The sequence below is a fragment of the Streptosporangium sp. G12 genome (assembly GCF_052983175.1).
On sequence record NZ_JBRIQO010000021.1, the window covers coordinates 34,210 to 60,084 of the forward strand.

General features: G+C 69.2%; 28 protein-coding genes. 15 read left to right on the forward strand and 13 right to left on the reverse strand.

Annotation, left to right across the window (positions count from 1 at the left end; all coding sequences use genetic code 11):
- Positions 1-3: 3 nt before the first annotated feature.
- Positions 4-1,605 (forward strand): ATP-binding protein, encoded by a 1,602-nt coding sequence (locus ACVCAG_RS29310; RefSeq protein WP_447190664.1) that lies wholly within the window; start codon positions 4-6, stop codon positions 1,603-1,605.
- Between the two features lie 132 nt (positions 1,606-1,737).
- On the opposite strand, the gene ACVCAG_RS29315 is transcribed toward ACVCAG_RS29310, so the two are convergent.
- Together ACVCAG_RS29315 and ACVCAG_RS29320 are read right to left on the reverse strand one after the other, a co-directional pair.
- Positions 1,738-2,772, reverse strand: coding sequence for a TAXI family TRAP transporter solute-binding subunit (locus ACVCAG_RS29315; protein WP_447190665.1), 1,035 nt, complete (start codon positions 2,770-2,772; stop codon positions 1,738-1,740).
- Positions 2,759-3,853 carry an RDD family protein gene (locus ACVCAG_RS29320; protein WP_447190666.1) on the reverse strand — a complete coding sequence of 365 codons (1,095 nt, stop codon included), beginning with the start codon at positions 3,851-3,853 and terminating at the stop codon, positions 2,759-2,761. Before ACVCAG_RS29320 ends, ACVCAG_RS29315 begins: the two co-directional genes overlap by 14 nt.
- A 15-nt stretch (positions 3,854-3,868) precedes the next feature.
- On the opposite strand from ACVCAG_RS29320, the gene ACVCAG_RS29325 reads away from it, so the two are divergent.
- Complete coding sequence (locus ACVCAG_RS29325; RefSeq protein WP_447190869.1) at positions 3,869-4,093, forward strand: aldehyde dehydrogenase family protein; 225 nt, start codon at positions 3,869-3,871, stop codon at positions 4,091-4,093.
- A gap of 31 nt (positions 4,094-4,124) precedes the next feature.
- Here ACVCAG_RS29325 and ACVCAG_RS29330 read toward each other — a convergent pair whose 3' ends face one another.
- On the reverse strand, positions 4,125-4,517 hold the full coding sequence (locus ACVCAG_RS29330; RefSeq protein ID WP_447190667.1) for a VOC family protein: 393 nt from the start codon (positions 4,515-4,517) through the stop codon (positions 4,125-4,127).
- Between ACVCAG_RS29330 and ACVCAG_RS29335 the strand changes: the two genes are divergently transcribed.
- Entirely contained in the window at positions 4,485-4,652 is a 168-nt protein-coding gene (locus ACVCAG_RS29335; RefSeq protein ID WP_440089473.1) for a LuxR C-terminal-related transcriptional regulator, read from the forward strand. The two genes, ACVCAG_RS29330 and ACVCAG_RS29335, sit on opposite strands and share 33 nt — an antisense overlap.
- Positions 4,653-4,805: 153 nt before the next feature.
- Here ACVCAG_RS29335 and ACVCAG_RS29340 read toward each other — a convergent pair whose 3' ends face one another.
- Positions 4,806-5,639: an oxidoreductase gene (locus tag ACVCAG_RS29340; protein ID WP_447190668.1), complete on the reverse strand. Its 834-nt coding sequence runs from the start codon at positions 5,637-5,639 to the stop codon at positions 4,806-4,808.
- Between the two features lie 204 nt (positions 5,640-5,843).
- Here ACVCAG_RS29340 and ACVCAG_RS29345 point away from each other — a divergent pair, with 204 nt between their 5' ends.
- Both ACVCAG_RS29345 and ACVCAG_RS29350 read left to right on the forward strand, forming a co-directional pair.
- Positions 5,844-6,446, forward strand: a complete 603-nt coding sequence (locus tag ACVCAG_RS29345) for a hypothetical protein (protein ID WP_447190669.1) — start codon at positions 5,844-5,846, stop codon at positions 6,444-6,446.
- On the forward strand, positions 6,433-7,299 hold the full coding sequence (locus ACVCAG_RS29350; protein WP_440089477.1) for an MmyB family transcriptional regulator: 867 nt from the start codon (positions 6,433-6,435) through the stop codon (positions 7,297-7,299). Before ACVCAG_RS29345 ends, ACVCAG_RS29350 begins: the two co-directional genes overlap by 14 nt.
- Before the next feature lie 91 nt (positions 7,300-7,390).
- Here the strand turns inward: ACVCAG_RS29350 and ACVCAG_RS29355 are convergent, their stop codons facing one another.
- The gene (locus tag ACVCAG_RS29355; protein ID WP_447190670.1) at positions 7,391-8,020 is read right to left on the reverse strand and encodes a TetR/AcrR family transcriptional regulator; all 630 of its coding nucleotides are present in this window, start codon (positions 8,018-8,020) and stop codon (positions 7,391-7,393) included.
- A gap of 71 nt (positions 8,021-8,091) precedes the next feature.
- On the opposite strand from ACVCAG_RS29355, the gene ACVCAG_RS29360 reads away from it, so the two are divergent.
- Complete coding sequence (locus ACVCAG_RS29360) at positions 8,092-8,775, forward strand: hemerythrin domain-containing protein (protein ID WP_447190671.1); 684 nt, start codon at positions 8,092-8,094, stop codon at positions 8,773-8,775.
- A 189-nt stretch (positions 8,776-8,964) separates the two neighbouring features.
- Complete coding sequence (locus ACVCAG_RS29365; RefSeq protein WP_440089480.1) at positions 8,965-9,570, forward strand: DsbA family protein; 606 nt, start codon at positions 8,965-8,967, stop codon at positions 9,568-9,570.
- A 298-nt stretch (positions 9,571-9,868) separates the two neighbouring features.
- Here the strand turns inward: ACVCAG_RS29365 and ACVCAG_RS29370 are convergent, their stop codons facing one another.
- From ACVCAG_RS29370 to ACVCAG_RS29395, 6 genes are all read right to left on the reverse strand, one after another.
- On the reverse strand, positions 9,869-10,855 hold the full coding sequence (locus tag ACVCAG_RS29370; RefSeq protein ID WP_447190672.1) for an NAD-dependent epimerase/dehydratase family protein: 987 nt from the start codon (positions 10,853-10,855) through the stop codon (positions 9,869-9,871).
- 218 nt (positions 10,856-11,073) lie between these two features.
- Positions 11,074-12,024 carry a SpoIID/LytB domain-containing protein gene (locus ACVCAG_RS29375; protein ID WP_447190673.1) on the reverse strand — a complete coding sequence of 317 codons (951 nt, stop codon included), beginning with the start codon at positions 12,022-12,024 and terminating at the stop codon, positions 11,074-11,076.
- Between the two features lie 35 nt (positions 12,025-12,059).
- The gene (locus ACVCAG_RS29380) at positions 12,060-12,962 is read right to left on the reverse strand and encodes a peptidase inhibitor family I36 protein (protein ID WP_447190674.1); all 903 of its coding nucleotides are present in this window, start codon (positions 12,960-12,962) and stop codon (positions 12,060-12,062) included.
- A 51-nt stretch (positions 12,963-13,013) separates the two neighbouring features.
- Positions 13,014-13,859 carry a peptidoglycan-binding domain-containing protein gene (locus ACVCAG_RS29385; protein ID WP_440089361.1) on the reverse strand — a complete coding sequence of 282 codons (846 nt, stop codon included), beginning with the start codon at positions 13,857-13,859 and terminating at the stop codon, positions 13,014-13,016.
- 590 nt (positions 13,860-14,449) lie between these two features.
- A complete protein-coding gene (locus tag ACVCAG_RS29390; RefSeq protein WP_447190675.1) occupies positions 14,450-15,676 on the reverse strand; it encodes a cellulose binding domain-containing protein in 1,227 nt (408 codons plus the stop codon).
- 536 nt (positions 15,677-16,212) lie between these two features.
- Entirely contained in the window at positions 16,213-17,160 is a 948-nt protein-coding gene (locus ACVCAG_RS29395) for a PaaX family transcriptional regulator (protein ID WP_447190676.1), read from the reverse strand.
- 610 nt (positions 17,161-17,770) lie between these two features.
- Between ACVCAG_RS29395 and ACVCAG_RS29400 the strand changes: the two genes are divergently transcribed.
- From ACVCAG_RS29400 to ACVCAG_RS29425, 6 genes are all read left to right on the forward strand, one after another.
- Positions 17,771-18,082 (forward strand): hypothetical protein, encoded by a 312-nt coding sequence (locus tag ACVCAG_RS29400; protein WP_447190677.1) that lies wholly within the window; start codon positions 17,771-17,773, stop codon positions 18,080-18,082.
- A 464-nt stretch (positions 18,083-18,546) separates the two neighbouring features.
- Complete coding sequence (locus ACVCAG_RS29405; RefSeq protein ID WP_447190678.1) at positions 18,547-19,503, forward strand: hypothetical protein; 957 nt, start codon at positions 18,547-18,549, stop codon at positions 19,501-19,503.
- Between the two features lie 339 nt (positions 19,504-19,842).
- Positions 19,843-20,307, forward strand: coding sequence for a hypothetical protein (locus ACVCAG_RS29410; RefSeq protein ID WP_447190679.1), 465 nt, complete (start codon positions 19,843-19,845; stop codon positions 20,305-20,307).
- A gap of 388 nt (positions 20,308-20,695) precedes the next feature.
- A complete protein-coding gene (locus tag ACVCAG_RS29415; protein ID WP_447190680.1) occupies positions 20,696-21,229 on the forward strand; it encodes an RNA polymerase sigma factor in 534 nt (177 codons plus the stop codon).
- Positions 21,230-21,231: 2 nt separating this feature from the next.
- A complete protein-coding gene (locus ACVCAG_RS29420) occupies positions 21,232-22,392 on the forward strand; it encodes a CU044_5270 family protein (protein WP_447190870.1) in 1,161 nt (386 codons plus the stop codon).
- A gap of 648 nt (positions 22,393-23,040) precedes the next feature.
- Entirely contained in the window at positions 23,041-23,325 is a 285-nt protein-coding gene (locus ACVCAG_RS29425) for a DUF3027 domain-containing protein (RefSeq protein WP_440089371.1), read from the forward strand.
- A 111-nt stretch (positions 23,326-23,436) separates the two neighbouring features.
- Here ACVCAG_RS29425 and ACVCAG_RS29430 read toward each other — a convergent pair whose 3' ends face one another.
- Complete coding sequence (locus ACVCAG_RS29430; protein ID WP_447190681.1) at positions 23,437-23,832, reverse strand: SCO4402 family protein; 396 nt, start codon at positions 23,830-23,832, stop codon at positions 23,437-23,439.
- 39 nt (positions 23,833-23,871) lie between these two features.
- Complete coding sequence (locus tag ACVCAG_RS29435) at positions 23,872-24,159, reverse strand: hypothetical protein (RefSeq protein ID WP_440089374.1); 288 nt, start codon at positions 24,157-24,159, stop codon at positions 23,872-23,874.
- 633 nt (positions 24,160-24,792) lie between these two features.
- On the opposite strand from ACVCAG_RS29435, the gene ACVCAG_RS29440 reads away from it, so the two are divergent.
- Positions 24,793-25,110 (forward strand): tyrosine-type recombinase/integrase, encoded by a 318-nt coding sequence (locus tag ACVCAG_RS29440; protein WP_440089375.1) that lies wholly within the window; start codon positions 24,793-24,795, stop codon positions 25,108-25,110.
- Positions 25,111-25,394: 284 nt separating this feature from the next.
- Positions 25,395-25,850: a hypothetical protein gene (locus ACVCAG_RS29445; RefSeq protein ID WP_440089377.1), complete on the forward strand. Its 456-nt coding sequence runs from the start codon at positions 25,395-25,397 to the stop codon at positions 25,848-25,850.
- Positions 25,851-25,875: the final 25 nt, after the last annotated feature.

The window sequence follows — 25,875 nt, forward strand, 5'->3', positions numbered from 1 at the left end:
GCCGTGCACCGTCGCCTGCTCGCCGTCCTGGTGCCTCTCGCGGTGCTGCTCGTCGCGGCGCTCGGGGTGCCGCTCAGCATCACCGTGGCGGAGCGGGAGATGCAGGAGACCTACGTCGACCGGCTCAACGACGTCGGCCGGTTCGCGTCGCTGGCCGAGACCGCGCTGTCGACCGGGCGGACCGAGGCGCTCCACCAGGAGCTGACGCACTACCACAGGCTGTACGGCATCCCGGTCGCGGTGATCGACATGTCGGGCACGGTGCTGCTTGGACCGGCCGGCGCGTACCGGGAGGCGGCGCGGGCCGAGCCGGCGCTGCCCCGGATCGTGACCGCGGCGCTGGCCGGGGCGAGGTCCGAACCGTCCTGGGAGTGGGCGCCGTGGGACGACTCCGCGCTCGTGGTCGCGGAGCCGGTGGGCCGCGACAGCGAGGTCGTCGGCACCGTCGTGACGATCTCCGACCTGTCGAGGACGCGCCATCGCATCCTCGTGCGATGGGCCCAGCTCGCCGGGCTCGGGCTGCTGCCGTTGATCGCGCTGGTGGCCGTCGCCTGGCCGGTGTCGGCGTGGGTGCTGCGGCCGGTGCGGGAGCTGGACGCGGCGAGCTCCCGGATCTCGCGGGGCGACCTCACCATCCGGGCGGACGCCGAGGCCGGCCCGGTCGAGCTGCGGCGGCTCGCGGAGTCGTTCAACACCATGATGGACGCGGTCGAGAACGCCGTGCAGCGGCAGCGGGCGTTCGTGTCCGACGCGTCGCACCAGTTGCGCAACCCGCTGACCAGCCTCCGGCTCGCCGTGGAGAGCCTGGAACCGCATCTGCGCGCGTCCGGCGACGGGCGGCAGGTCTACGACGTCGCCGTCGACGAGCTGAAGGCGATGCAGCGGATGCTGAACTCGCTGCAGGCCAGTGCGCGGATGGAGAGCATACGGACGGCGTCGCCGGTGGATCTCGACGCGGTGCTGGCGACCCGGGTGGACCGGTGGCAGGCGTTGACGGCGACGGCGGGGCAGACACTGGCGGTCGACGTGCCGCCGGGGCTGCGGTTGCTGGAGCCGCCGGGCGGGCTGGGCAGCATCCTGGACGAGCTGATCAGCAACGCGTTACGGCTGTCGGACGCGCGGGTGGTGGAGGTGACCGCCCGGGTCGTCCCCGGTCGCGCGGGCACCGGCCGGGTCGCCCCCGGTGGCGCGGGGGCCGCCCGGGACGCCCGCGATGGCGCGGGGACCGCCCGGGACGCCCGCGATGGCGCGGGGACCGCCCGGGACGCCCGCGATGGCGCGGGCGCCGGACCCGGCGACGCCTCCGCGGCCGGAGACGTGGTCACGATCGCCGTCCGTGACGACGGCCAGGGAATCGACGCGTCCGAGCGAGCCCAGGCGCTACGGCGGTTCTGGCGGTCGCCGCGGCACCAGAACGTGCCCGGCACCGGCCTGGGACTGGCGATCTGCGCCGACCTGGTCGGGGCGGCCGGGGGCGAGCTGCGGCTGGAGGAGGGCCTGCCGCGCCCGGACGGGTCCGGGCGCGGATTCGCCGCGGTGGTCGCGTTGCCGGTCGTTCCGCGGGTGGCGTCGCCGGCCGGCGACCCGGCTCCGTCACAGGTCTGAGAACCTGCGCCCGTCGCATGTCCGAGGCCCCGGGCCCCGTCGCAGGCCCGTCACTGTCGCAGGCCCGTCACTTGTCGCAGGCCCGTCACCGTCGCAGATCTGTCGCCGTCACCGGCCTGTCGCCGTCCCGGGTCAGCGCTTGCGGTCGCGGAACCAGGCCGCCGCGCCCGGATGGAGCGGGATCGACGCGGTGGAGATCCCGGTCCGCACGTTGATCTGCCACGTTTCCGGAACGGCCTCGGGAACGGCCTCGGCGTCGCGACTGGCGGAGATGATCGTGCCGGTGTGCGTGAAGATCGTGTCGGTGATGGCGTGGACCAGGTCGTCGGGCAGGTCGTTGCGCACGAGAAGCACGTTCGGCACGGCGACGGTACGGGTGGCCGGGACGCCGGCGTAGGCGGTCGCGGGGATCATGGCCGGAGTGTAGGGACCGGGGAACGCCGTGAAGAGCGCGTCCGCCTGCGCGTCCAGCGGGATCAGCCGGATCGGGTGCCGCTGCGCCAGCTCCGTGACGGCGGGGGTCGGGACGCCGGTCAGGGAGAACATCGCGTCGATCTCGCCGTCGCGCAGTGCCGCCGCCGATTCGGCCTGGCTGAGGTACCGGCCGTCGGCGTTCACCCGGCCGAGCTCCAGGACCCGCAGCGACGTGAACTCGGTGCCCGAGTCGCGGGCGCCGAGGGACACGCGCCTGCCCTCCAGGTCCCGGAACCCGTCGATCGCCGAACCGGCCATGACCACGAGATGCAGGTGACTGTCATAGAGCCGGCATATCGCCGAGAGTCCCTCGGGCGCGCTGCCGTCGGTCGTGATCAGCGCGTCCAGGCTCGTCAGCCCGAGGTGAACCTCGCCGGTCCGCAGCATCCGGATGTTGTCGGTGGACGCCCCGCTCGGCACGGTGACCAGGGTGGCACCCGGCACCTGCTCGGAGACGTGTTCGGCCAGCGCACCGCCGATGCGCCGGTACACCGCCCCCGCCGGCCCGGTGGCCAGTCGCAGGTGGACCTTGCCGGCCTCTGGCTGCCGGGAGCAACCGGCGAGCAGTCCCCCGGCGGCCATGAGCACCGCCCGCCGGCTGAGCCGTGGCCCCCGGTCCAGCGCCGTGCCGGGACGGTACGGACGGCGACCACCGGTCGCCGACGACATCGGCGTCTCGTCAACACACCGCATCCGCGCCACCCTCCGGCAAGACCTCGTCGGCGTCAACCCCGCCCAATCCGCCCACCGCCGTCTTCGGGACCCGGTCGCGTACCACCGCGGCACCCAGCCAGCGATCATGAAGAACCCGGCCTTCGGGATCGAGGAGCATCCACAACCCGTCCGCGAGGAGACACCACAGCCCGACCTCGGGAACGAAGGCGAGGAGGGGGAAGGCCAGCGTGCGGAGCGCGGTCCTGCCCGTGCCCAGCCGTCCGCCCGTCCGCGCGGCGACGACCCGGACACCCAGCAGCCGCTTGCCGAGCGTCCGCCCCCACAGGGCGTGCTGCACCCAGAAGTAGAGGAAAAGCCCGCCCAGGACGGCCAGTTCCGCCGGCCTCACGTTGCTCCGGAACACGTACGCGTCGGCCCGCTCCAGAAGCCCGGCTCCCATATGGACCTTGAAGCCCCTGTCGATCAGGGGCCAGGCCGCCCCCACGACAGCGCTGAGGGCCGTGACAACGATCAAATAGTCGGCCAGGGCCGCCGCAGGCCGGCGCCACACCGTCCCGGCCGGTGACCCGCCCGGCTCGTCCGCGGTGACGGACCGCGTCGCCCGCGGCGCGGCGAACACCAGCGTCGCGGCCACCAGGAGACACAGCTGGGTGATCCCCCATCCGCCGGCCACCCCTGCGAACCAGCCGGCGCTGAACAGAGGGGTCTCGTCGCAGCCGTTCCGATCGCTGTGTAACGAGGCGAGCGGTTCGATGAGCGCGACCAGGACGAGGAGCCCCGCCACCCGCCGGCCTGTCACCCCGGGATCCCTGCGGCCGAGACACGCGAGAAGGCCGAGAAGGACCACGAGGGCCGGAAACGCCCAGTTCTCCGTGATCTCCATGACCGCTTCGAGATCACGGCGCAGCGGGGCAAGCGGTGACAGCGTCGTTCCACTGTTGTACTGGCACACCAACCCGTAGATGTCCCCGGGGGCCCCGGTGGGCTCCTCACGATCGAGTCGCTCGCGCCACGACTCCCAGGTCGGCAAGGCGGCGACGGCCGCGGCCGCCACCCATGCCGACAGCGCTGACCGCGACAAACGGGAGAACTGCGGCACAATGGTCCTTTCGGCCTGGGAGCGACACCCTACGACGCCCCGGCACGCGACACGGACCCGGACGCCGCCCTCGCCGTGGCCGAGCGGCTCCAGGCCGGCACCGTTTGGGTGAACGAGATCATGCACCTGTCGCCGCTCGTGCCCTTCGGCGGCCTCAAGCAGTCCGGCATCGGGGTCGAGAGCGGCCAGGCCGGCCTGCTCGAGTTCACCGGGCGGCAGACCGTCACGGTCAAGCGGTGACCACGATCGTCCTGCCGGCCACCCGGCGCGATCAGTGCGCGTGATCGTCGCCGATGCGTTCGGAGATCTCGAACATGTTCCCCCACGGGTCACGGAAGAAGGCGAGGCGTGCGCTGATGTCGTCGATCTCGAACGGCGGGTTGACGATGTCCACGCCGCGCCGGCGGAGCTCGGCGAGGGTGTCGTCGACGCTGTCCACGGAGAGACAGACGTGGTTGTAGCCGTTCAACGACAGGCTGGCGTCGACGTCGCCGAACCTGGGCTGGGCCGCCGCACCGGGGCCGCCGAGGATCTCCAGGCGGAAGTCGTCCTGGGCGGGCGGCGCGGGAACGGCCGGCCTCCGGCGTTGACGGCGCGGGAGCGGGAGATCGCGGAACTGGCGGCGGCGGGGTTGACGAACAAGGAGATCGGTAAGCGGTTGCACCTGTCGCATCGGACGGTGGGTTCGCATCTGTACCAGCTGTTCCCGAAGCTGGGCCTGCGTGGCCGCGCCGGCCTTCGCGACGCCCTGCTGGCACTGACCGAACCGGCGGCGGACCGGCTGTCCTCCGGTTCCTGAGCATCCGCGGCGCCTCGGGGGCGGGCCTCGGATGAGGAGCGTCCGAGGCGTCCCGGCGGAGGTGGACCTCCACGGGGAGCGTCCGAGGCGCCCCGAAGGTGGGCGCCACGAGGGACCTCCCGCCGGACCGGCGGGAGGTCCCTTCCGTACGGCTCAGGCGACGTGGTCGGTCGAGCGGGCCAGTTCCCGCCAGGTCTCGAGCTCCGCGCCGACGGCCGCGAGCTTGGCGCGGATGTCGGCCAGTGTCGAGGAGCCCAGCGGGATCCGGGCCGGCATCTCGTCGAGATCCGCGACGGCCAGGATCGCGGCCGCGGCTTTCACCGGGTCGCCCTCCTGCAGCCCGTGGTTCTCTCCCGCCCAGACGCGCGACGCCCCGCCGGTGACGGCATAGTCATCGATGATCCGCTCCACGTGCTGCAACGACGTCGAGCCGAGGAAATCGGTGCGCAACGGGCCGGGTTGCACCGAGGTCACCTGGATGCCGAGCGGGGCGAGCTCCAGGCCCAGCGCCTCCGTGAGGCCCTCGACCGCGAACTTCGTCGCGCTGTAGACACCCCAGCCGGCCCACGCGACCACGCCGCCGGTCGAGCTCACGTTGAGGATCCTGCCGCGACCGGCCGCGCGCATCACCGGCACGACCGCCCGGATGACCGTCAACAGGCCGAAGACGTTGATGTCGAAGACGCCGCGCGCCTCGGCGTCACTGGTCTCCTCGACCGCGCCGACCAGCCCGCGCCCGGCGTTGTTCACCAGGACGTCGATGCCGCCGAACCGGGACACCGCCGCTTTGACGGCCGCGTCCGCCTGTCCCTGATCGGTGACGTCCAGCGGCACCACCAGCAGGTTGTCCGGACGGCCGGGCAGTGCTTTCTCGATCGCCCGAGGATCCCGCGCGGTCGCCGCGACCGAGTCGCCGCGCTCCAGCGCGGCCTTCACGATCTCCAGACCCAACCCACGCGACGCACCGGTGACGAACCAAACAGACACGATGTTCTCCCTTGCCGGATGTTGCTGACGCATCCCATTAGGGCCCCGCCGGGAGGCGAAACGAAGAGGCTGGCTGGTACCCGTTGTCCTGGCTCCGACAGAGCCACGGAGCCGGCCGGATGCCGGTCGAATGACTGCCGACTCGGCCTCTCCCGGTCGCTGGGGTCGGCGCCACTGACACGTCTCTCCCCTGATGAGGAAGCCATGACTCCGGTTCCGGTGCTCTGCCGGCTCTATCTCGTCCGATTCGGCTTCGCCCTGGTCTGGGCCGGCCTTCTCGCGCTCACCCTGCCCGATCTCGACGTCGCCGCGGGCGTCCTGCTCGTCGTGTACCCCGCGGTCGATGTCGCCGCCGCGATCGTCGACGCACGCGTCGCGTCCGCCACTCGCGTCCGCTTCGCCGTGTTCGGCACCATCGCGGCCGGCTCCCTGGCCGCCGTGGGGCTGGCGCTGGCGTCCCCGTCCGGCGTTCCCGCGGCGCTGAGGGTGTGGGGAGCATGGGCCGTCGTCGCCGGGCTGCTCCAGCTCGTCGTCGCGGTGCTGCGACGCGGCGTCGGCGGCCAGGTGGCGATGATCCTCAGCGGCGGCGGCTCCGTCATCGCCGGCACCGCCTTCATCCTCATCGCCTCGACCGAGGATCCGACGCTGTCGGTCCTCGCCGGCTACGCCGTCGTCGGGGGCACGTTCTTCCTGGTCTCCGCGCTGCGCCTGCGCGCGGAGGCCGGGCTGCCTGGCTCCGGCAGTACCACCCGGAGCCCGCTCCCCGACGGCCTGGCCAGCCATACTGGTTCGCATGGCGACCGGTAACGAACTGCGCGATTTCCTCACCTCGCGACGCGCGGCGCTCTCCCCCGAGGACATGGGACTGCCCAGCCCCACCACGGCCCGCCGGGTCAAAGGGCTGCGCCGTGAGGAGGTCGCGATCCTCGCCGGGGTCAGCGTCGACTACTACGTCAAACTCGAGCAGGGCCGTGTCGGCAACGTCTCCGAGCAGGTGATCGACGCGGTCGGGCGGGCGCTGCGGCTCGACGAGGTCGAGGGCAGGTATCTTCGATCACTGCTGCACCCGGGCATCGAGCACGCCGCTCGCCGCGGGCCCGCCGCGGCCAAGGCACGGCCCGCCCTGCTGTCCATGATCCACGCCATCGACGTGCCGGCCGTCGTCCACGGCCCGCACCTCGAGGTGCTCGGCGTCAACCACGCCGGCAAGGCGCTGCTGGACGACTTCGCCGCGATGCCGGTCGCGGAACGCAACACCGCCCGATGGATGTTCCTGAACCCGCGCGCCCGCGTCGTCTACCGCGACTGGGCGGAGATCGCCGCCGACATCGTCGCCGTCCTGCGGGCCGGCGCGGTGCCCGGCACCGACAACGAGACCCTGTCAAGAATCGTCGGCGAGCTCAGCACCCGGTCCGAGGAGTTCGCGAGCATGTGGGCCGACTACCGGCTCTCCGAACACCAGCACGGCGTCAAGCGGTTCTTCCACGAGGCCGTCGGCGACATGCGGCTCAACTATCAAACGCTGCACCTGCCGGACAGCCACGGACAGACCATCGTCATCTACACCGCCGACACGGGATCACCGTCCGAGGAGAAACTCCGGCTCCTGGCCAGCTGGACCGCCGAGGCGCGCTCGGAACCCGCGCGAAGGACCGCATGAGATGAGGCGCGGCCGGTCCTGAGGCGGGCCGTGCGGCCGGGTCGCCGTACCGTCGCCCAGGACGATGCCGGGTGTTCGCGGGCGGGCCCCGTCACGTCGCCCCCCTGTCGGCCGCCGGGACCAGCAGAGCGGCAGCGGCCTGCTCCGCCAGCCAGGCGGCGCCGTCGGCCCAGTCCCAGCCGAGCTCGCGGACCGTTTTCCACCCGCCCCGGCCGAAGTAGAACCAGAGAACCTGCTCGGTCCTGACCCGGTCGGTGCGAACGGCTCCGAGCGTCACCAGGTGTTCGGCGATGCGGGCCAGCCGGCTCCGGTAGCGCTGGACGGCGCGCTCGGCCACGGCCGCCACCGCGGGGTCGGCGGTGGCGTTGTCGAACAGCAGGTTCAGGACGCTCTCGTGGCGCCGTGTCATGTCGCCCGTGCCCTCGGCCGTCCGGCGCAGGATGTCACGGCCGTCGGCCGAGCCGAGTGCGGCGTTCAGGGTGGCCTGGATCCGCTCGTCGCCGGCGCTCTCCGCGACCAGTGCCTCCATCAGCGCCGCCTTGCCGCCCACACTCGTGTACACGGTGTTCAGGGCGACTCCCGCTCGTTCGGCGATCCCGGCCACCGTGGCTCTCGCGTACCCCTGCTCGGCGAAGAGCTGCTGCGCGGCTCGCAAGATCGCGGCGCGGGTCTCCCGAGCCGCGACGGCCCGGACCGTCGAGGTGTACGCACGCTTTGCCATGAAATCACTATGACAGCAGAACATTGATAGTAATGAACATACATTCATAGTATATCGATTACTATGAATGTATGTTGATCGACCCGAACTCCCCTGTGGACAAGCCCGAGACCCAGCAGATGAAGGTCATCCACCGCGCGATGCGCCGCGAGTTCGCGCAGCTCCCCGAGCTGATCGCCGCCGTGCCCGCCGGCGACGTCGCCCGCGCGCGCCTGCTCGGCGCCCATCTCGACCTGGTGCTCGTCATGCTGCACGAACACCACGAGGCCGAGGACGAGCTGCTCTGGCCGATCCTCATCGAACGCGTCCCGCTCGAGAAGGGCCTGATCGAGGTCATGCGGCGGCAGCACGACGTGATCGCCCGAGCCGTCGGCGTTGTCGAGGCCGAGCTGCCGAGCTGGACCGCGGAGGCGAGCCCCACGGCCCGCGACCGCGTCGCCGGCGCCCTGCGCGACCTCGGCCCGGCTCTCACCGAGCACCTCGAACTGGAGGAGAGCGCGGTGCTCCCGCTCATCCACGAGCACCTCACCGTGCCGGAGTGGCTGGCGCCGCAGGAGCACGCGATGGAGCACGGCCCGAAGAGCCTCACCGGCAAGCTGACCATGGCCGGTATGGTCCTGGAGGACGCGACACCGCGCGAGCGGACCTGGTTCCTCAGCGAGATGCCCGCTCCTGCCCGGTTTCTGTGGCGCGTGATGGGTGCCCGGCGGTATGAGGCCCACGTGCGCGCGGTGCGCGCCGGAGCGCCGGGCTAGGCACGGATCGGTCACCGACCGACGAGGTTTCCACGGTTCGGCCCCCGCTGGGGTGGCTCACGTCGCCGGACCAGTCATTCGACCTACATCCCCGTAGGCCCTCGCCGCTCTACTGGTCGCCAATGATGTCGATACGACGCGGATGAGGCGAACATCTGCCGACCGGCCACGACATGTTGTAGGACGTTCATGAAACTTGAGATATACGCCGATGTGCTGTGCCCGTGGTGCTACATCGGTAAAAGACGCCTGGCGGCCGCTTTGGCGCAGCACGCCGACCGCGACAGCCTCGAAATCGTCTGGCGCGCCTACGAGCTCGCTCCGGAGGCGGGCCGGACCCCCGGCCCGACCGCCGCTGAGGCCATGGCCGGCTGGTTCGGCGAGCAGGCCCCCGCCCGCATCGCCCAGATCCAGTCGCTGGGCGCCGCGGAAGGCCTGGAGCTGAACCTGCAGCTGGCCCGCCCGGTGAGCACCTTCGACGCGCACCGGCTGAGCAAGCTGGCCGCCGACCACGACCGCGCCGACCAGATGATGGAGCTCCTGCTGCACGCGTACCACACCGAGGGACTCAACGTGGCCGACCCGCAGGTCCTGCAGCGCCTGGGCGGCGAGGCCGGGCTGGACGGCGATGAGACGCGCGCGGCCCTGGCCGGTGACGACTACGCCGAACAGGTGCGCGCCGACCGACGTCGCGCGGCCGAGCACGGTGTCACCGGCGTTCCCAGCCTGGTGATCGACGGCCGGCCACCGGTCTCCGGAATTCAGCCCATCGCCGACCTGCTGCGGCTGCTCTAGCAGGGAAGCGCTCTGGCCCGATGTTCTCGATGTAGCCCGCCGAGGCGCCGCCGCTGGCGCCCGGATGGTCGGCCCGTCGTCGGTCGCGGGCAGAGCCGAGGCCTGCGCCGAGAGGAGCGCATCCATACCGGCGAGCACCGCGACCACGCCCAACAGTGCGATGCCCGGTCTGGGACGGAGGGCCGCCCGGCCGGCCGCCGGCTCTGTTCGCGCTGACAGCAGCGTGCGACGCGGACTCACGCGACGGTCATTGTCGATCGTTCACATCGGAGAAACCTGCTCGGGGAGGGTCGAACCGTCAGCCGAGGACCTCGAGCAACTCGCGCTCGCGCTGGACGCTGAGGCCGGCGCGTCTTGCCCGGTCCAGACCCTGCTCGCGTTCCCAGAGCAGCGTGTCGGCCAGCAGTTCCGCCCTGGGCCGATGACGGAGCCCCGCGGCGCGCGCCGCGGACCCGTTCCGGGCCGAGAATCCTTCCCAGCCCGGCTCGACCAGCCACATCGGCAGCGACTCGGCCCCCATGTACTCGGCCACGCCGTTCGCGAGGAGCCATGTCGAGTCGGCGGTGACCACCGGGCCGGTGTGCCCGCCGACAACGCGGGACAGCTCGATCCACTCCCCGAAGGGAACGAGCGGACCGACGGCGTCGTACGTGCCAGTGCTTCCCGCCTCCGCGGCGGCGAGCAGCCAGGCGGCGAGGTCTCGCACGTCGACCGCCTGTGTCGGTCTCGCCGGTGCGTCGGGAACCAGCATCGGCCCCTGCGGATCGCGTGCGGCACGGGCCACCCAGTAGCCGGAGCGTCCGCTGTGATCACCCGGGCCACCGATCAGACCGGCGCGTGCGATGAGAAGGCGGTCGCCCACCACGGACGCCGACGCCTGCTCGCAGGCGACCTTCGCCTCGCCGTACAGCGCGCGGTCGACCTCGCTTCGGTCGGTCGGAGCGAGCAGGGCCGCGGACTCGTCCGCGCCCGGCACGGCGTGGGAGGCGTAGGCACTGACGGATGAGACATAGACCCAGTGCCTGGCCCTGCCGCCCAGTACGTCGAGCGCCTCACGAACGAAGCCCGGCTGCCACGACACCTCGATGACCGCATCCCATTCGCGGTCGAGCAATGGTTCGTACCCCGAAGGATCACGCCGGTCGGCGGCCACCAGCCTCGCTCCCTCCGCGACTGCTCCGCTTTCGCCGCGAGCGAGACACGTCACCCGATGACCGAGCTCAATCGCCTGCCGCGACACTTCCCGGCCCACCCAGGCTGTTCCACCCAGAATCAAGATCTCCATCCCGACACCCAAGCACCGTGATCGCCGAACACCCGGGCGGGTTCACTCACAGCGGACCCGATGCGCTGACAGCGGACCCGACATCGGCGACATGCATCGTCGGCTGACGGCGATGATGTCCATGGTGACGCCGCGACGGGTCCGACCCACCGCTGACGCCTGTTCCCCGCCGTGCGTCGCACGGCGGGGAACCAGGGGCGGAGGACGGCCTGCGGGGGTCAGGAGGTGAGAGCGATCCCCCGGTAGTAGTGCCTGAGGATCCTGGAGGAGCTCCAGCCCGCCTTGGCCTTGTCGCGGGAGCCGGTCTGCGACATCCAGTCGCCGGTGACCCAGTGGCCGCACGCCGTGGTCGTGGAGCAGTACTGGGCCCGGAAGATACTCCCGTTGCGCGTCATCCGGGTGCCCCACGTCGCGTCCACCGCGGCGTTCGTCGCCGCCGTCGCGGAGCCGGGCCTGTACACCTGGCTGTTCGTGTTGTCGGAGACGTCGTAGCACTGGCCGCTCGGCGTCTTGCTCGCCGACCTCAGCGCCCAGTACCAGCCGAAGTTCTTGACGGCGATCGCCCCGGCCCTGAGGGACTCCTTGGGCCAGTACGACGGCCACTCGTTGGGCAGGACGTTCTTGATGTAGGTCTTGAACTCCACCCGGTCCACGCGATTGAGGGATTTCCGGTAGACGAGGATCGTCGTGGGCAGCCTGCTGTGCGTGCCGTCGGTCTTGCACCCGGTCGGCGATGTGGAGCCGCCCATGAACTGGTGCGAGGCGTTCTGGTTCTTGAGGGTGGGGCTCAGGTTGCCCCTGGCGCCCGCCTTGAAGTCCTGGTAGGTGCCGGTGTGGCCGGTGTTGAAGTAGACGCGGACGGTCTTGCCACTGCGGTTCCAGACGGAGGCGGCGGCGTTCTTGATGCACTTGCCCTTACCGGCGCCGGCTCCCTTGAAGTCGTAGCAGGAGGGCTGCGTGGTGGCGTAGTCACCGACCGATCCGGTGAAGTCGGAGACCGACCCCTGGTTGTTGCTGTTGAAGTAGTAGCAGAACTCACCGCTCTCGCACACGCCGTTACGACCCGCCGCCGAAGCGGGCGCCGCGGAGGCGAGCACCGCCCCGCCGAGCGCCATCGCGGCGGCCGCCGCGGTGAGCCGCGAGATCAGCCGAACAGTTCGTGAAGGCACAGTTGTCTTCCTCGCTTCTCAGAGGTCTCGGCGCGTTATCGGATGCTGTAGCCCTGGGAGTTCCAGAACGAGGTCGGGTTCGGGTTCTCCAGGTGCGGGTCGCCGACGCTCTTGGCCGCACGCGTGTGCCGTCCGGGGCGCATCTCCACGTGGGTGTGTGCGGATGAACTGCTCGACACCCCGCGCCACGCCTCGTCGGCGATGACCTGGTTGCGGCTGACCTGCTGGCCCACGCGCAGCGAGGACCGCGGAGCGGAGTGCAGATAGATCACCGTCTTGTTCAGCGAGGCGTTGTAGACGGCGATCGTGGAGAGTCCCGCCCTGCCGTTGTATCCGCGTACGACGTTGATGACCTGGCCGCCCACCAGGGCGTGAACGTCCGCGCCCACGCCGCGGACGATGTCGATGCCCTCGTGCCGGCCGGCGGTGGAGGTGTAGCCGTCGAAGCCGCAGCTGATCCTGCCGCTGGCCGTGTACAGCGAGAACGACATGTTGCTGCGCGATGACGACGGCGGCGGCGTGGAGCCCAGGAACTGGTGCGAGGCGTTCTGGTTCTTGAGGGTGGGGCTCAGGTTGCCCCTGGCGCCCGCCTTGAAGTCCTGGTAGGTGCCGGTGTGGCCGGTGTTGAAGTAGACGCGGACGGTCTTGCCACTGCGGTTCCAGACGGAGGCGGCGGCGTTCTTGATGCACTTGCCCTTACCGGCGCCGGCTCCCTTGAAGTCGTAGCAGGAGGGCTGCGTGGTGGCGTAGTCACCGACCGATCCGGTGAAGTCGGAGACCGACCCCTGGTTGTTGCTGTTGAAGTAGTAGCAGAACTCACCGCTCTCGCACACGCCGTTACGACCCGCCGCCGAAGCGGGCGCCGCGGTGACGAATGCCGTCCCGCCGAGCGCCATCATGGCGGTCGCCGCGGCGAGGATCCTGGTGAAAGTTCTCATGCTGTTCTCCTTGTGTCTGCTTCTGCCTGCGGAGCCTGGGGTTCGGACGAGTCAGCGACGCCGGTACTCCTCCCAGGTGCGGATGGCCACCTTCGGGCCGTCGTCCGGGCCACGGCCGGCGAGCCCGTTCAGGCCGAGGTAGTAGTCACCGACCTGGCGCTGGGCCTGGCCGGAGAGTCCGGTGTCGCTGATGGCGACGGCGTGGACGTGCCACGGCCAGTCGGCTTGATCGGGGCTACGCACCCATGCCGCGAAACCGACACGTCGCAACGCGCGGACGACCGCGGTGCGGGTGGCGGAACTCATCCCCTTGACCGAGATGTCGACGACGCCGCCGCCGTCGTGGGTGCCCGCGGACGTGGGGTCGCCACCGGGGTTGTACGAACCCTGATCCAGCGTGAAGTCGCGGCCGAGCAGCCGCTTCGCCTCGGCCAGCATGCTTCGCGTGCGGGTGTTGACGACGAAACCGTCGGTGGACACCCGCGTGCCCGGGTCGATGACGTGGGTGACCCGGAAGCGGCCGGCTCCGAGCCTGGTGAGCGACGCCTTGCCCGGCAGGCCGTTGGCGGCGAGACCGGTGAAGCCGAGCGACTTCTGGTACTTCGCGAAGGCGGTGACCGTGGTGGTGCCGAAGTAGCCGTCCACCCACTTCGCGTCGAGCAGGCGCCGGTCGCGCAGCGCCCGCTCGACGAGGAGCACGCCGGCCTTGGCGCCCGGGGTCAGCGTCTCGTCAGGCCGCCGCGGGTCGATCTGGGCCGCCTTGACGGTGGCTTCCATGTTCACGCTCGGAAGGGCCCCGGCGTCGGCCGCCTGCGCCGCCGACATCCCGGACACTCCGGTCAGCGAAGCGAGCAGGGCGGCCGCCACGAGGGCAGCGGCGCGTGGAGGCAGCTTCATCGTTACTCCTGGTCTCAGGCGCTGGGGGCGATCCCTGTGCGGCCGAATCCAAGGTTTCGGTTTGCTCGCGTGTCCACAAGAAGATCTTGTTGTCAGCCTGTTCGACAGGCTTCCCGTACAGGCGTGCGCGCCATCTGACAGGTGATTCGACGGCGAATGAGACGCACAGCCCGCGACCGCGCAGGTTCTGGCCGGCGCGAGAACCTGCCTGAGCTTCGCGACGGTGTGATGGAACGTGACAGGACCGGTCGTACGTGATCCGCGTCGAGGACCCGGAGACCGCTGAGGGCAAGCCCGGGCGGGTGAGCGGCTTCGCCACGGAAGACGAGGCGAAAGCGGCCCGCGACGAGGCGCGCGTCAGCGCTCAGCGTGGTGAGTACGTCAACTCACGATCGAGGGATCGGCGGGCGCGATGCCCGCGTTCCCTTCGCCTGCTCCGGCCTTGGGCCGGGCCGTGCTGTTCTGTGCTGCACCATCATCAGTGGCTTGTAAGGATGCACCCGATGAACTTCCCGCAGGTGCTCGGACACGGCTGCTCTCGCGGTGGGTCGGCTTGGCCCCCGGCGGGTCCTGCCCAGGGCGGGCCGGGATCAGCCGGCGGTGCAGGTGACGGTGGCTCCGGTGCCGGTTCCGTTGCCCTGGAACCCGAAGTTGGTGCTCTGTCCGGCCGCCAGCCGCCCGTTGTAGCTCTGGTTGGCGACGGTCACGGTGCCGCTGGTGCCGGAGCTGACGCCGTTCCACAGGGAGGTGATCGTGGCTCCGCCGGGCAGGGTGAGGGCGACCCTCCAGCCGTTGATCGCGGCGCCGCCCGCGGTGACGTTGACGGCGGCGACGAACCCGCCGGCCCATTGGTCCTGCACCGAGTAGGTCGCCGAGCAGCCCTGGGTGCCGGGGCTGGGTGTCGGGGACGGGGACGGGGACGGGGACGGGGACGGGCTGACGGTGGGTGACGGGGAGGGGGAGGGGGTGCCGCTGTCGAGCGTGAGGTTCTTCTGCTGGATCTGCCACTGGGTGCCGCACAGGCCGCAGTTGGGGCCGACGAAGTTGGCACCGGCCGTCGTGTCGCCCTTCAGCCGCCACTTGAGGTACAGCACCGCCACGCGGCCGAACTCGCCGCCGTTGGGCTGGCCGTAGGTGCCGCCGTGCCCGACGTTCAGATTGCCCATGAACGCGGGCAGCCCCGCGGGCAACTTGCCCCAGTCGTCGATGGCGTTCGGGTAGGCGATGTCACTGGGCCCGCCGATGAAGTAGGCGATCGGCTTCGTCAGCCGCCTGAGCTGGTAGTCGTCGGAGTCGTTCAACAACCCGCTGCTGAAAATGGTGGTCGTGGTGATACGTGGGTCGTTGGAGACGGCGTAGGCCTCCAGTCCCCCGCAGGAGAAGCCCCCTGCGGCGATCCTGCCGGTGTCGAGCCTGCCGTAGTACTTGCCGCCCTGGCGGCTGTTCTCCGCGACCGCCCAGTCGATGGACTGGGTGAGCATCTGGGACGTCGTCGAGCCGGAGCCGTTCGGGCTGCCGCTGGCGATGGCCAGGAATCCGTGCGAGGCGATCTCGCGGAGGAAGTTCAGCTGCGACGTCCCGTTGGCGGAGCAGCCTCCGTTACCCCATACGAAAACGGGAAGTTTCTCGGACGGGAGGGTTTCTGGCCGGTAGATGGTGTGATTGGGCAGGCCGGTCGAGGTCTCGTAACCAGCCGGATAGGGACCCGAGTTGAGGGCCGCCGCGGCGCTCGGCGTCATGGTGAGCGCCGCTGTTCCGGCACCGACCGTGGCGACCACGGCCGCCACTACCGCGCTGATGATCGAGCGTTTTCTCATTTCGCCCTCCAAGGGTGTCAAGACAGCGCTCTACGTCCGATGTGGCATGCGCGGCGCACGCCGGCAGAGCCCGACAGCGGCACTACCACTCCCACCGCGGCCAGGCCGGCCGGCGCCGACCGAATCTGAAGATCGGTGTGGCGGACCATCGACGACAAGTCGCGCTCGTGTCGGGCGGAACGAGCCGACGAGAGCAACGTGCAGTTACTATCACTGCGGTGATAAAAAGTGTCAAGCAAGCGCACTCGGTCGGTTGAGCGGTACGCGCGCGAACCGGAAACGCCCCTGAGGCATTCGGCCCCGGGCGTGAGCCGGCCGATCACGCGAACCCTCGGGACGGCGCCACCAGTCCCCTGCCCGGCGATGGGAGGACGCGCCGGCGCAGGCTGCTCCAGCGCAGGTCACAACACCTGACCGGCCTGACGCTCCGGCGGGATCCCGGCGGCCGGCGGCCGGTCGAGAAGCCGGTGCGCCGCAGCCGTCGCGAAACGCGCCCTGGCGACCGGGCAGTCGTCCGAGTGAATGAAAGTTTCTTTTCAGCCGTCCCCGCCGGCCGGGGCCGATACGGAGTTCTCCGATGCCTCGAAGTGGGTGATCCAGGAGGCGGCGTCCGGCCAGTACGGTGTCGCGACCCGGATGAGCCGCGCCTCGGCGAGCGAGCCGAGAGCGGAATGGATCTCCAGCATCAGGTCCCTGGCAGCCTTGCGGGGCCACGGTGCCGGCAGGAGGTGCTCGGGGAGGTTCGGGTCGATGTCAGGGAACTTCCGCCAGGAATCCATGACGGAGGTCCGGGCCACCAGCGCCCGGGTCGCGTCGACCTCCCCGTTGCGGACGGCCACCCGCAGGTCCGAGTACCGCGCGATGAAAGCCTCGTAGGCCGAGGCGAGGCCGGCCAGATCGTAGGCGGCGGCCGGACCGTGCGGGCCGGTCTCCTCGTCGAAACGGGCGTGCATCACCGACCATCGGCTGCCGTCGACGGCGTTCAGGATGTCGTGCAGCGCCTGAGCCACCGGACCGGAGTCGGATCCGGGCCGGATCCACACGCTGTCGTACAGCCGCGCGAAACCCAGCGACCCCAGAGCCCTGCGGACCGCGTGCCGTGGGGCCTGGCCGGACTGGGGGATCGAGAAGGAGACGGTCACCCAGTCGCCGGTCCACCGCGGCGGGCGTGCGCCGAAGCTCAGAAAGTGATCCATCCGGGAGCGGTGCCTGGCGATCGCCTGAGGCGTGAGGTGGTACACGGGCGGCCGCCCGGGTCCCCGCACGGCGATCAGGCCACGCTTGGTCAGCCGGGACAACGCGGCCCGCGCGCTGGACTCGCTGATGCCGAACTCCCTGAGCATCGCGACCACCGCCACCGACGGAAGGTCGGCATCCGAGGAGTCGAGGTACTCGCCGAGCAAGGTCGTCAGCAGGTGCTGCGGGTTGGGACCGGCCTGTGCCCGCGGGGCTCCGACGTCGTCCGAAGACACATGGACACTCACGTCATCAGCTTGCCTCACGACCACACCCTTGCCGAACGGCTCCGGGCCCGTGCCGTCGCCCTGGAGTTCCTCCCGGCGAACTCGAGGCCCCTTTCGTGATCAGCCCCAGTGCGGCGGGACGCAAGGAGGCCGTCCGTCCCGGCATAGCGGCGTCGGCCCGTGCGCGCGATACGAAGCGTCGGGGTAGCCCAGCGTCTGCCGCGGCGCATTCGACGGCCCGGTGATCAGCCCACGACGTGGCACCCCATGGCGCCTGACCTGGTGGCTGGTGATCGCCGTGGTTGTTTTTGGTGATGCGGTCCCTGCGCCGGCAGATCGGCCGCGCTGCTCGGTGAGCCGGGGCGAGAAACGAACCCCGGATCGTCGATCGCCACCGACCGCGGCGGACATCGGCCACCCGTGGCGATCACAGGGCTGTGTGAAAGCGGCGGCGCGGCCGAAGGCCGGCGGACTCACGCCCTGGTCGGGCGGTGGATACAGGCCGGGGGCGTGTGACCGTGTAAGAGGGTGTCGCTGTACGTCCCCTCCGTGGACGCAACCGGGACAGGTTCACTTCATCGGTTGCCCACCTTCCGGTAGAGCCAGGCGCCTACGTCGGTCAGTCCGCTGGGTGCGGCTCGACATGGTGATTCAGGTAGGGGTACCGGCCGGCGCCATGATCGACGACGGTGCTGCATCGGTACCGGATATCGTCGTCGCCCGGCTCGGCCACGCCGGCCCGTCCACCATGCTTCGCGTTCACGCCCACGTGGTTCGAACGGCGGAAGCCTCCGTGGCCGACGTCTTCGCGGATGCCGGTGGCGAGCAGGAGGAACGCCCTGTTGGCGAGGGTGTTGGCAAGAAGGCCCCTGATGGCGTAATGCCTGTTCAGGGGGCTTCTTGCATATGTGCGTCCGGAGGACTCGAAACCCCGACCGTATGATCCGCGGGGAAAGGCAGATGCCTCGTCAGCGGCGTCTCGCCCTGCTCAGATGGTGGTTACGGGCCGGTGGAGGGTGATCCTGCAAGGAGGTGCCGCCGTATCGACCGCTGTACGGCCCTCCCTCATGAGCTGTGACGTGATCTCTCGCTCAGCGCTCATCACACGCGGGAACTCCCTCGTCCGGGCCCCTCCGTGGCAAGTGTTCCGCGCCACGTTCAGGACCGGGCCGCCCGCTCCGGCGTTCGGACCGCGCACAGCTCCTCATGCCGACGCCGGCGGTCGGCCCGTACCGCCGCGGAAAGCGACCTCCCGTTCAGCCGACGGCCATCCGCTACCCTCGCTCAAATTGATCGTTTCCGGGAGAGGACGCCGTGACGCAAGAGCCCGGATCAGAAGCGCGATCACCAATGGCGGCGGTGCTGCGCTTCGGTGCGGTTCTGGCGGTGTCAGGGCCGGTGATCCTGATGACGTTCGGAGCCGGCAGGCAGAGCGTCGGCTGGTTCTGTTCCGCGACGGATTCCGCCCCCTACCCGGCGGGGGGTCCTTACGCGCTGGTGAGCGTGCCGGGAGAGTTGCTGTTCTGGGGTGTTCTCCTGCTGCCGGTCGTCGTGGCGGGTCTTCTCCTGCGCGGGTCACGTCGGGCCACGCTCACGGCGGTCGCCGCGGTCGGCGCTGTGCTCGCGTTCGGACTCTTCATCGCGTTTCTCCTGCCGGGCCTCGACCCGTGCACCGGGCAGGAGCGTATGGCCGTACCGCCCTGGCCCTTGATCGTCTGCTATTCGGTGGTCGCGGGGGCGCTGCTCCTGGCGGCCCGGTCACCACTGCACCGCAGACCGCCGCCCCCAAGATGGCACGAGACCATCCTGTGGACGGGAGCCGTCGGCGCCGCGGCATGGGCGGCGGCATTCCACCGCTTCCCGGTCACGTTCGGCAGTTTTCTCACGGTTGTCTACACCGACGCCGAGGCTCCGGAGTCGTTCTGGAACGACCTCGCATGGTGGTCCGGTTGTGCCGACATGATCGGCCTGCCGGTCGTTCTCGTCGCGTTGGCGGCAACCGCGAGAGCGGCGGCCTCCGCCCGATGGGAGCGACCGGCCGGCACCGCGGTCGCGGCGGTTCTCCTCCTCTTCCCGCTCCTCGACGTCGTGGAGTACGTCCGCTGGTACGGCGAGGACATCCAGATACCTCTCGTCGATTCGGTGCGGTGGCATCTGCTTCTCGCGGCCGTCCTCGTCGCGTCGGCCGTCTGGAGCCCCCGGCAGCGGATCTCCTGGGCCGGAACCGTTCGCCTGGCGCGGCACATGATCCGCGGACAATCGAAGGACGTGATTCCCGGACGGGCGAAGAACGTCGCCGTCGCGGTCGTGATCGCGGCCACCGCCGTCTGGCTGGTCGTCTCGTCTTTCACCCCGACACGGTAGGAGGAGCACAACGAGACAGATTTCACACGACACGGAGCAACATCTACGCCGGAGCACTCAGTCACGAGTGAACGACGCTACCCAGGTCGGCGAGTTCGCGGCCTGGTTGGACAGTAGAAGCGGACTGATGGGATGTGATCGGGTAAGGCGGTGTCGCCGTACAAGCTGCCGTACATCGTTCAGCGTGACCGATCAACGGCGGCGGCTCGTATGCCGATCTTTCTTCGCCGGCGGAGGCGATGGACACAGATACCGTTGATCGGCTACGCATGCTGATGCGCGCTCTCACAGCGCGCAGATCTTGATCCCCGTCTGCCCGTCACCATCGGTGACCTGCATGTGGCGGCGACGATCGACGTCAGGCGGGCCTGGCCTCGTCCAACCGCGACAATCGTCGTCGACCGGACCACAGCCGAACAGTGGCCACAGGACGCGCCGGCCGGCCTGGTCGCCCACCAACTCGGCTACATCGCACCGGGACACATCAGTTTCGAGGTGTACGTCTTGGGAGCCGCTCGGCACATCTTGCCGGTAGCCGCCGCGGTGATAGCCATGTGGGGACTGATCGAGTTCACGATGCTGCCGGTGCTGCTCCCTGTCGGCGCCGGCCTGCTGTTGGCCTACCAGGCCGTACTGTGGATCTTGCGTCGCCGGGTGTACGCGTCCGATCGGTTCGCGGTCGACCTGGTGGGCGCCGCTCCGGCGCGGGCCATTCTGCGTCTGCTACGTGGAGGCGGCATTAGCAAGATCAGACTTATCGCCCAGCGATTTCCACGAAAGATCCCGTGGCGGCGGTTCTACTGATTTTTCGCGAACTCCACTCGCGTACCGTAGGTCGCGCGACCATGGCTGATCGCCGTATGGCGTCTGAGGAACAGGCCGTGGTGCCGGCCATGCCGGCGCAGGACTTCCCCGGAAGTGAGGATGTCACGCCGTTCGAAATGCGATCACACTGGTGAAGAGGCGCGGTTAGAGGCGTCTCGCGGCGTGGAGATCATGAGCGGATGACCGTGTCGACTGTCTGCTCTGTCGTTCGTCGCCATACACGCCTACTTTGCGGCTGGTGGCACGGACCTGAGTCGAAGGCCCTGACGGCGTCCTCAGAAGATCACCGAGAACTTGTCGGCGACCGGTAATGCTTCCGATATTCCGGACATGGACGGGTGACCGATGATCCATGTGAGGAGGCCGGATGGGATTCGATCCCCACGGCCGGTTCGTGCAGATATACGAACATGCCTATCGCCCCATACTCGGGTACGTCCTGCGCCGGTGCCAGGATCCCGACGACGCAGCCGACGTGGTGGCCGAGACGTTCGCCATCGCGTGGCGGCGGATCAACGAGATCCCGCCGGGGGACGAGGCCAGGCTCTGGCTGTACGGCGTGGCCCGCAAGGCTCTCGCCAACCACCGCCGCGGCGAACGGCGGCATGAGCGGCGCACCGCCGCGCTGCGCGAGCAGATCACCGCTTCTCCGGCGCTGGCCGGGCCGCCACCGGCCGAGTACACGCAGCTCGGCCGGGTCTTCAAAAGTCTGAACGACGATGACAGGGAGCTGCTGTCGCTGGTCGCCTGGGAGAAGCTCGACACCGAGCAGGTGGCCCGCACACTCGGTATCACCCGCAACGCCGTACGTGTCCGGCTGCACCGCGCACGCAAGCGGTTCGCGCGCGCCCTGGACGGCGCGGGGATCGACCTTCCGCTCTTCGAGAGGACCGCACTGTGAACATGGATGATCTCGCCAGGGTGCGCGACGACGACCTGAGCGGCGAGCCGGCCGGGCAGGCGTCTGGAGCGGGGGCCCAGGCGCTGCTGGCCTCGATCATGTCGGAGCCGCCGGGGCAGGGCCACAGGCCACGCGCCACGTGGCTGCGCGGGCCGATACCGTGGCTGGCATCGGCGGCGAGTGTGGTCGCCACGGTTCTGGTGGTCACCATGGTGACGGCGCCGGATGAGCAACGGCCGGCCCCTTCGCCGGCGGCCTCGACCAGCGCGCAACCGTCGGCCCGCCAGATGCTGCTGTCCGCCGCCGCCGTCACCGCCACGAAGGCACCCGTGTCGGGGACGTACTGGCGTACCGGCACGGTTTCCGGCATGGACGCGATCTCCCCGGACCGCGGCTACGTCATCAGACGGCTCTCCTCTAAGGACCAGTGGCTGGCGCGCAGGCCCGGGGCGCAGAGTTGGTGGATCACGCAATTCCTCGGCGCGAAGCCACTCACCCCTGAGGACCAGGCCGCCTGGCGGAAGGCGGGTTCGCCGACCCGGTGGAAGTACCCGATGGACATGAGCGGATACGTCGGAGCCTCCTCGTCGGAGGTGGTGCGAGCCGAGGCGGAGGAGAAGACGGCCACACGATTGCGCGGCAAGTGGAAGGGCTCGGGCGGGGATCTGGCCAAGGAGCTCCTCACCTGGGAGGAGCTCCGCCGCGTTCCGAGCGGCGAGCGGGAACTGCGCGCCTACCTCGAGCAGCGCCTCACCTCCCAGACCAAGGCCGACTACGGGCAGGACCCGCGATCGCTGGAGGCGGCCCTGCGGGAACTCTGCATACAGGTCGTCTTCGGTCTGCCCGTCTCACCCGCCGTCCGCGCCTCCGCCTACCGCATCCTGGCCACCATGCCCACATTGGAGTCCCTGGGCAGGACGAAGGATCCGCTGGGCCGCACGGGCGAGGCATTCGGCTATCAAGTGACTCCCCGATTCGGGCAGAAGAGCGCCATCCAGGTCGCGTGGGTGATCGACCCCGCGACGGGCCTGCCGCTCACGCGCTTGACGACGACCACGGTCGAGCTCGCCGGCGGCCGTATCGCGAAGACCACCAGCTTCACGGCCTACCAGCGGGTGGGCTGGACCGATGCCGAGCCGCCGCTGCCCGCCAAGCGCAGTTGACTCCCTCCATTCCCGGCCCAGGCCCGATGCGCAGCACAGGGCCTGGGCTCGCACCCTGGCGATGGAAAGGTGATCACCCGCCAAGTCGCCGCCATCGCGTCCTGAACGGACCTCCGCTCAAGTCCGTGTCACCAGCCGCGAAGTAGGCGCGACGGCATCGGACTCGCTGATCCGAAAATCGGACAGTGCGTGGGCGGGCGGCAGCGAACTGTTAACAAGAAGCTCGAACGACCAAGAAACCAAGAAAGCCCCTGATGGCGTAATTCCTGTTCAGGGGTCTTCTCGCATGTGTGCGGCCGGAGGTACTCGAAATCCCAACCTTCTGATCCGTAGGTTCCCAAACAAGGTCCAAAGTGTTCAGATCAGTTCGCCACGCAGGTCACGAACGAGCCGTCTGTTCACGTCAGTCCATCTCGGTCCGGGATCGTACGGCCCGATGGCTCCCAAGTTGGCTCCCAGGGTTGGAGCGTCGACGGTTTTACGGCGCGTCCCTGTTTACGATGCCTCATAGGCTGCGAACTGCAACAACATGCTTTCTGGTAGGCCGTTCGGCGGTGGCCATCCCGCGTATATCCCGTACCCTGTTGATCGAGCTCAGGCCCCGCAAGCCGGGGCTGACGGTCTCGGACTTAGACGGAGGCACCGTGAATGGCCACTGGTGAGCCTTGGACGGGTAACGATCGAGATCACAACGATCAGTGCCATTCGCGATGGGGTGCGTCGTTGAATCGCTCCACCGCCCAGCCTGAGTACCTGGAGGAGTGGTACTACGCCCAGTGCGGAGGATGCAGTTTCTGGATCGCGTTGAGCGGTCAGCTCGGCTTGGACTACGGCGCCTGCACCAACCCCGCCTCGTCGTTTGACGGGCGGGTGCGTTTCGAGCACGACGGCTGCGTGCGGTTCGTCGGCCGCGAGGACGGCTCGTTCGGGTAGCAACCCCAGCCAAGCGGCATGAAGCTGGATCACTACGTCGCGCGGATTCTCATCAGTGGTCGCTCCAGCTGACTGACGCTCCTATGTGCAAGGGCACTGCGCGGAGTTTCGTCACGAGCCGTGTTTGTCGGAGGACAAGGCCAGGTAGGCGGCGCCAGCCGAGTTTAGGACGTTGATCCACTCAGGATGGTCGAGATAGGCGTTGTCCGGAGCGGCAGGGCCGAGGTCATCGAGTACGTGCAAGAGGGCGTCGACCACCGTCTGCACGAGCTCGGCTTCTCGTTGATCAAAGAAGAGATGGGGGATCAGTGTCCGCGCGCCGTGTTGGTCGGTGAAGGTGTCGTCGATGAGCCAGTGCACGGTCGCGGTGAGGTCCGGCCGTCCTTTCCCGGATCGCCAGTGTTGGTCCTGATAGTCGCGGTCACTCAGGGCTCGTAGTGCCTCGAGTACGTCCTTGCGTCGCTCTGGCCAATGCGCGCGCTGTTTGCCCGGATGTTCTTCCTCCACAGGTGCCAAGCTAGTGCTCGGGGCTGAAACGTAGGCTGTTTAGTTCTTGGCGGAGCGCGTCGCGTTGATCGACTCGGTCATCTCGTCCAAGGTAAAGAGCGTCTTGGACGGGCCGCTCATGGTCCAGCCGTGCTCACCAGGCTCCCAGAAGATCTCAACCTCGGTTCCCTCGTGGGGGTCACCGCCCTTGGTCACGTCTTGTGTGGTCGTGACGTTGAGATTCTCGACGCGAAGGGACCAGTTGTCCCCATCGTGGACATCGATCACGACGGGAGTCTCGTCCGGAAGTCCTTCGAGGTAGTTAGAAAGCGCGCGCACGGTGAGCATGAATGCAGAATGACACGGTGCTGCTGTTCTGCGCACCGCCAACCCTGCCTGATCATGCCGTCGCTGTCAGCACTTGCCAGCAGTCATCGGGCAGAACCTCCACCTGGAGTGGAACACCGCCTACCGCTTCATGGCTCGATAACGCTTGAGGAGAACCGTGATCCTGCCGTAGTCACGGGCGCCGTTCAATTCGGTAAGCATGTCATCGGGGCATAACTCATAGAGGTCGCCCCACCAGCGACGCACCTTGTTGTCCCAGATCCGGTAGCCGCCGGGAACGCCTCTGGCGACGTAGCGCCTCCTGCCCATTGTTCACCATCCTGCAATCAGCCAGTCCAGGGGTCAAGCTCGGCGATCACCCACGCTGCTCGGTGAGCCAAGGTGAGGCACGAACCCTGGATCGTCGATCGCCCCAAGCACGTACGGCGGCCGGCCACGCCGTGGCGATCGTAAGGGCTGCATCTGTATGGCGGCGCGGCAACCCCGCCCGGAGCGATCGGTCAGTACGGCGCGGCAGGCGTGCGGTGCCCGGCCCGGTGTCCCGCCGCCGTCCGGGACCGGCCCCCAGGCCGCCCGCCCGGACGGCGGCGGGCGGAGGGCCGGGGGTACGGCGGCGCGGCGCGCCGCCGCTTGATGCTCGGCAACCTGTCCGACCCCGACACCTTCTCTCACCTATTCTCGAAATTGACGCAGAAGGCCGGCCTCGGTCACTGGCACCCGCACGAGCTGAGGCACTCCGGGGCCTCGCTCATGCTCGCCCAGGGCACACCGCTGCACGTCGTCTCCGACGTCCTCGGACACGCCAGCATCGAGATCACCAAGGATGTCTACGGGCATCTGACGGAGGGGGACAAGCGGGCGGCGTCGGCGGCGATCTCCGGGGCTCTGCTGAGCAGGCCCACGTCTTTGGCTCCCAAGTTGGCTCCCACAGACACCGAAGAGACCGGCTGAGCGACACAACGAAAAAGACCCCTGATGGCGTAACGCCTGTTCAGAGGCCTTCTTGCATGTGTGCGGCCGGAGGTACTCGAAACCCCAACCTTCTGATCCGTAGCCAGTTTGAGAACGTCCACCGACGTCCACAGGTGTCAGAAAAGGCTGCTCAGAGACGCCTCACACTTGATCGCCTTCCATAGATGTCCACCCGCGTCCAGGGACGGTGTTAGCACTTTCGTTAGCAGGATCAAGCGCATCGCAAAGGAGCGTTGTCGGACCCGATCGCTACTCTCCCGCGCATGGCAGTCCCCGAGATCATCCCCATCAGCTACGAACCCGACTACCGCACCGACACCATCGGCCTCTGGGAGGGCGGGCAATTCCTCGGCTCCGTCATCGCCGCCTTCCCCGACGGCTGCACCATCACCGATGACTGGCCCGCGCACCAGCGTTGGCACGCTGTCCTGCACACCTTCGACGCCGCCGGCCACCACCTCGACTCCCGCATCGAGCGCGCCGGAACCGACGACCACCACCGAACGGCCATCAACGCCGCGCAAGAGCGGTTGAAGCAGTGGCTCGCCATGCTCCCCGGCCTTCGCTTCGGCAACATCGCCATCCGCCCCTTCCGGCGAGAATTCAACGGCGTGCTGTTCGGCCTCGTCATCGAGACCTTCGAAGGCACCGAGCATGCCGAGCTCTACCCGGACAACCTCGGCTTCTACGAACCCTGGGACGGCTTATACGACACCTGAGCAGCTGACCCGAAGGGCAAGCAAG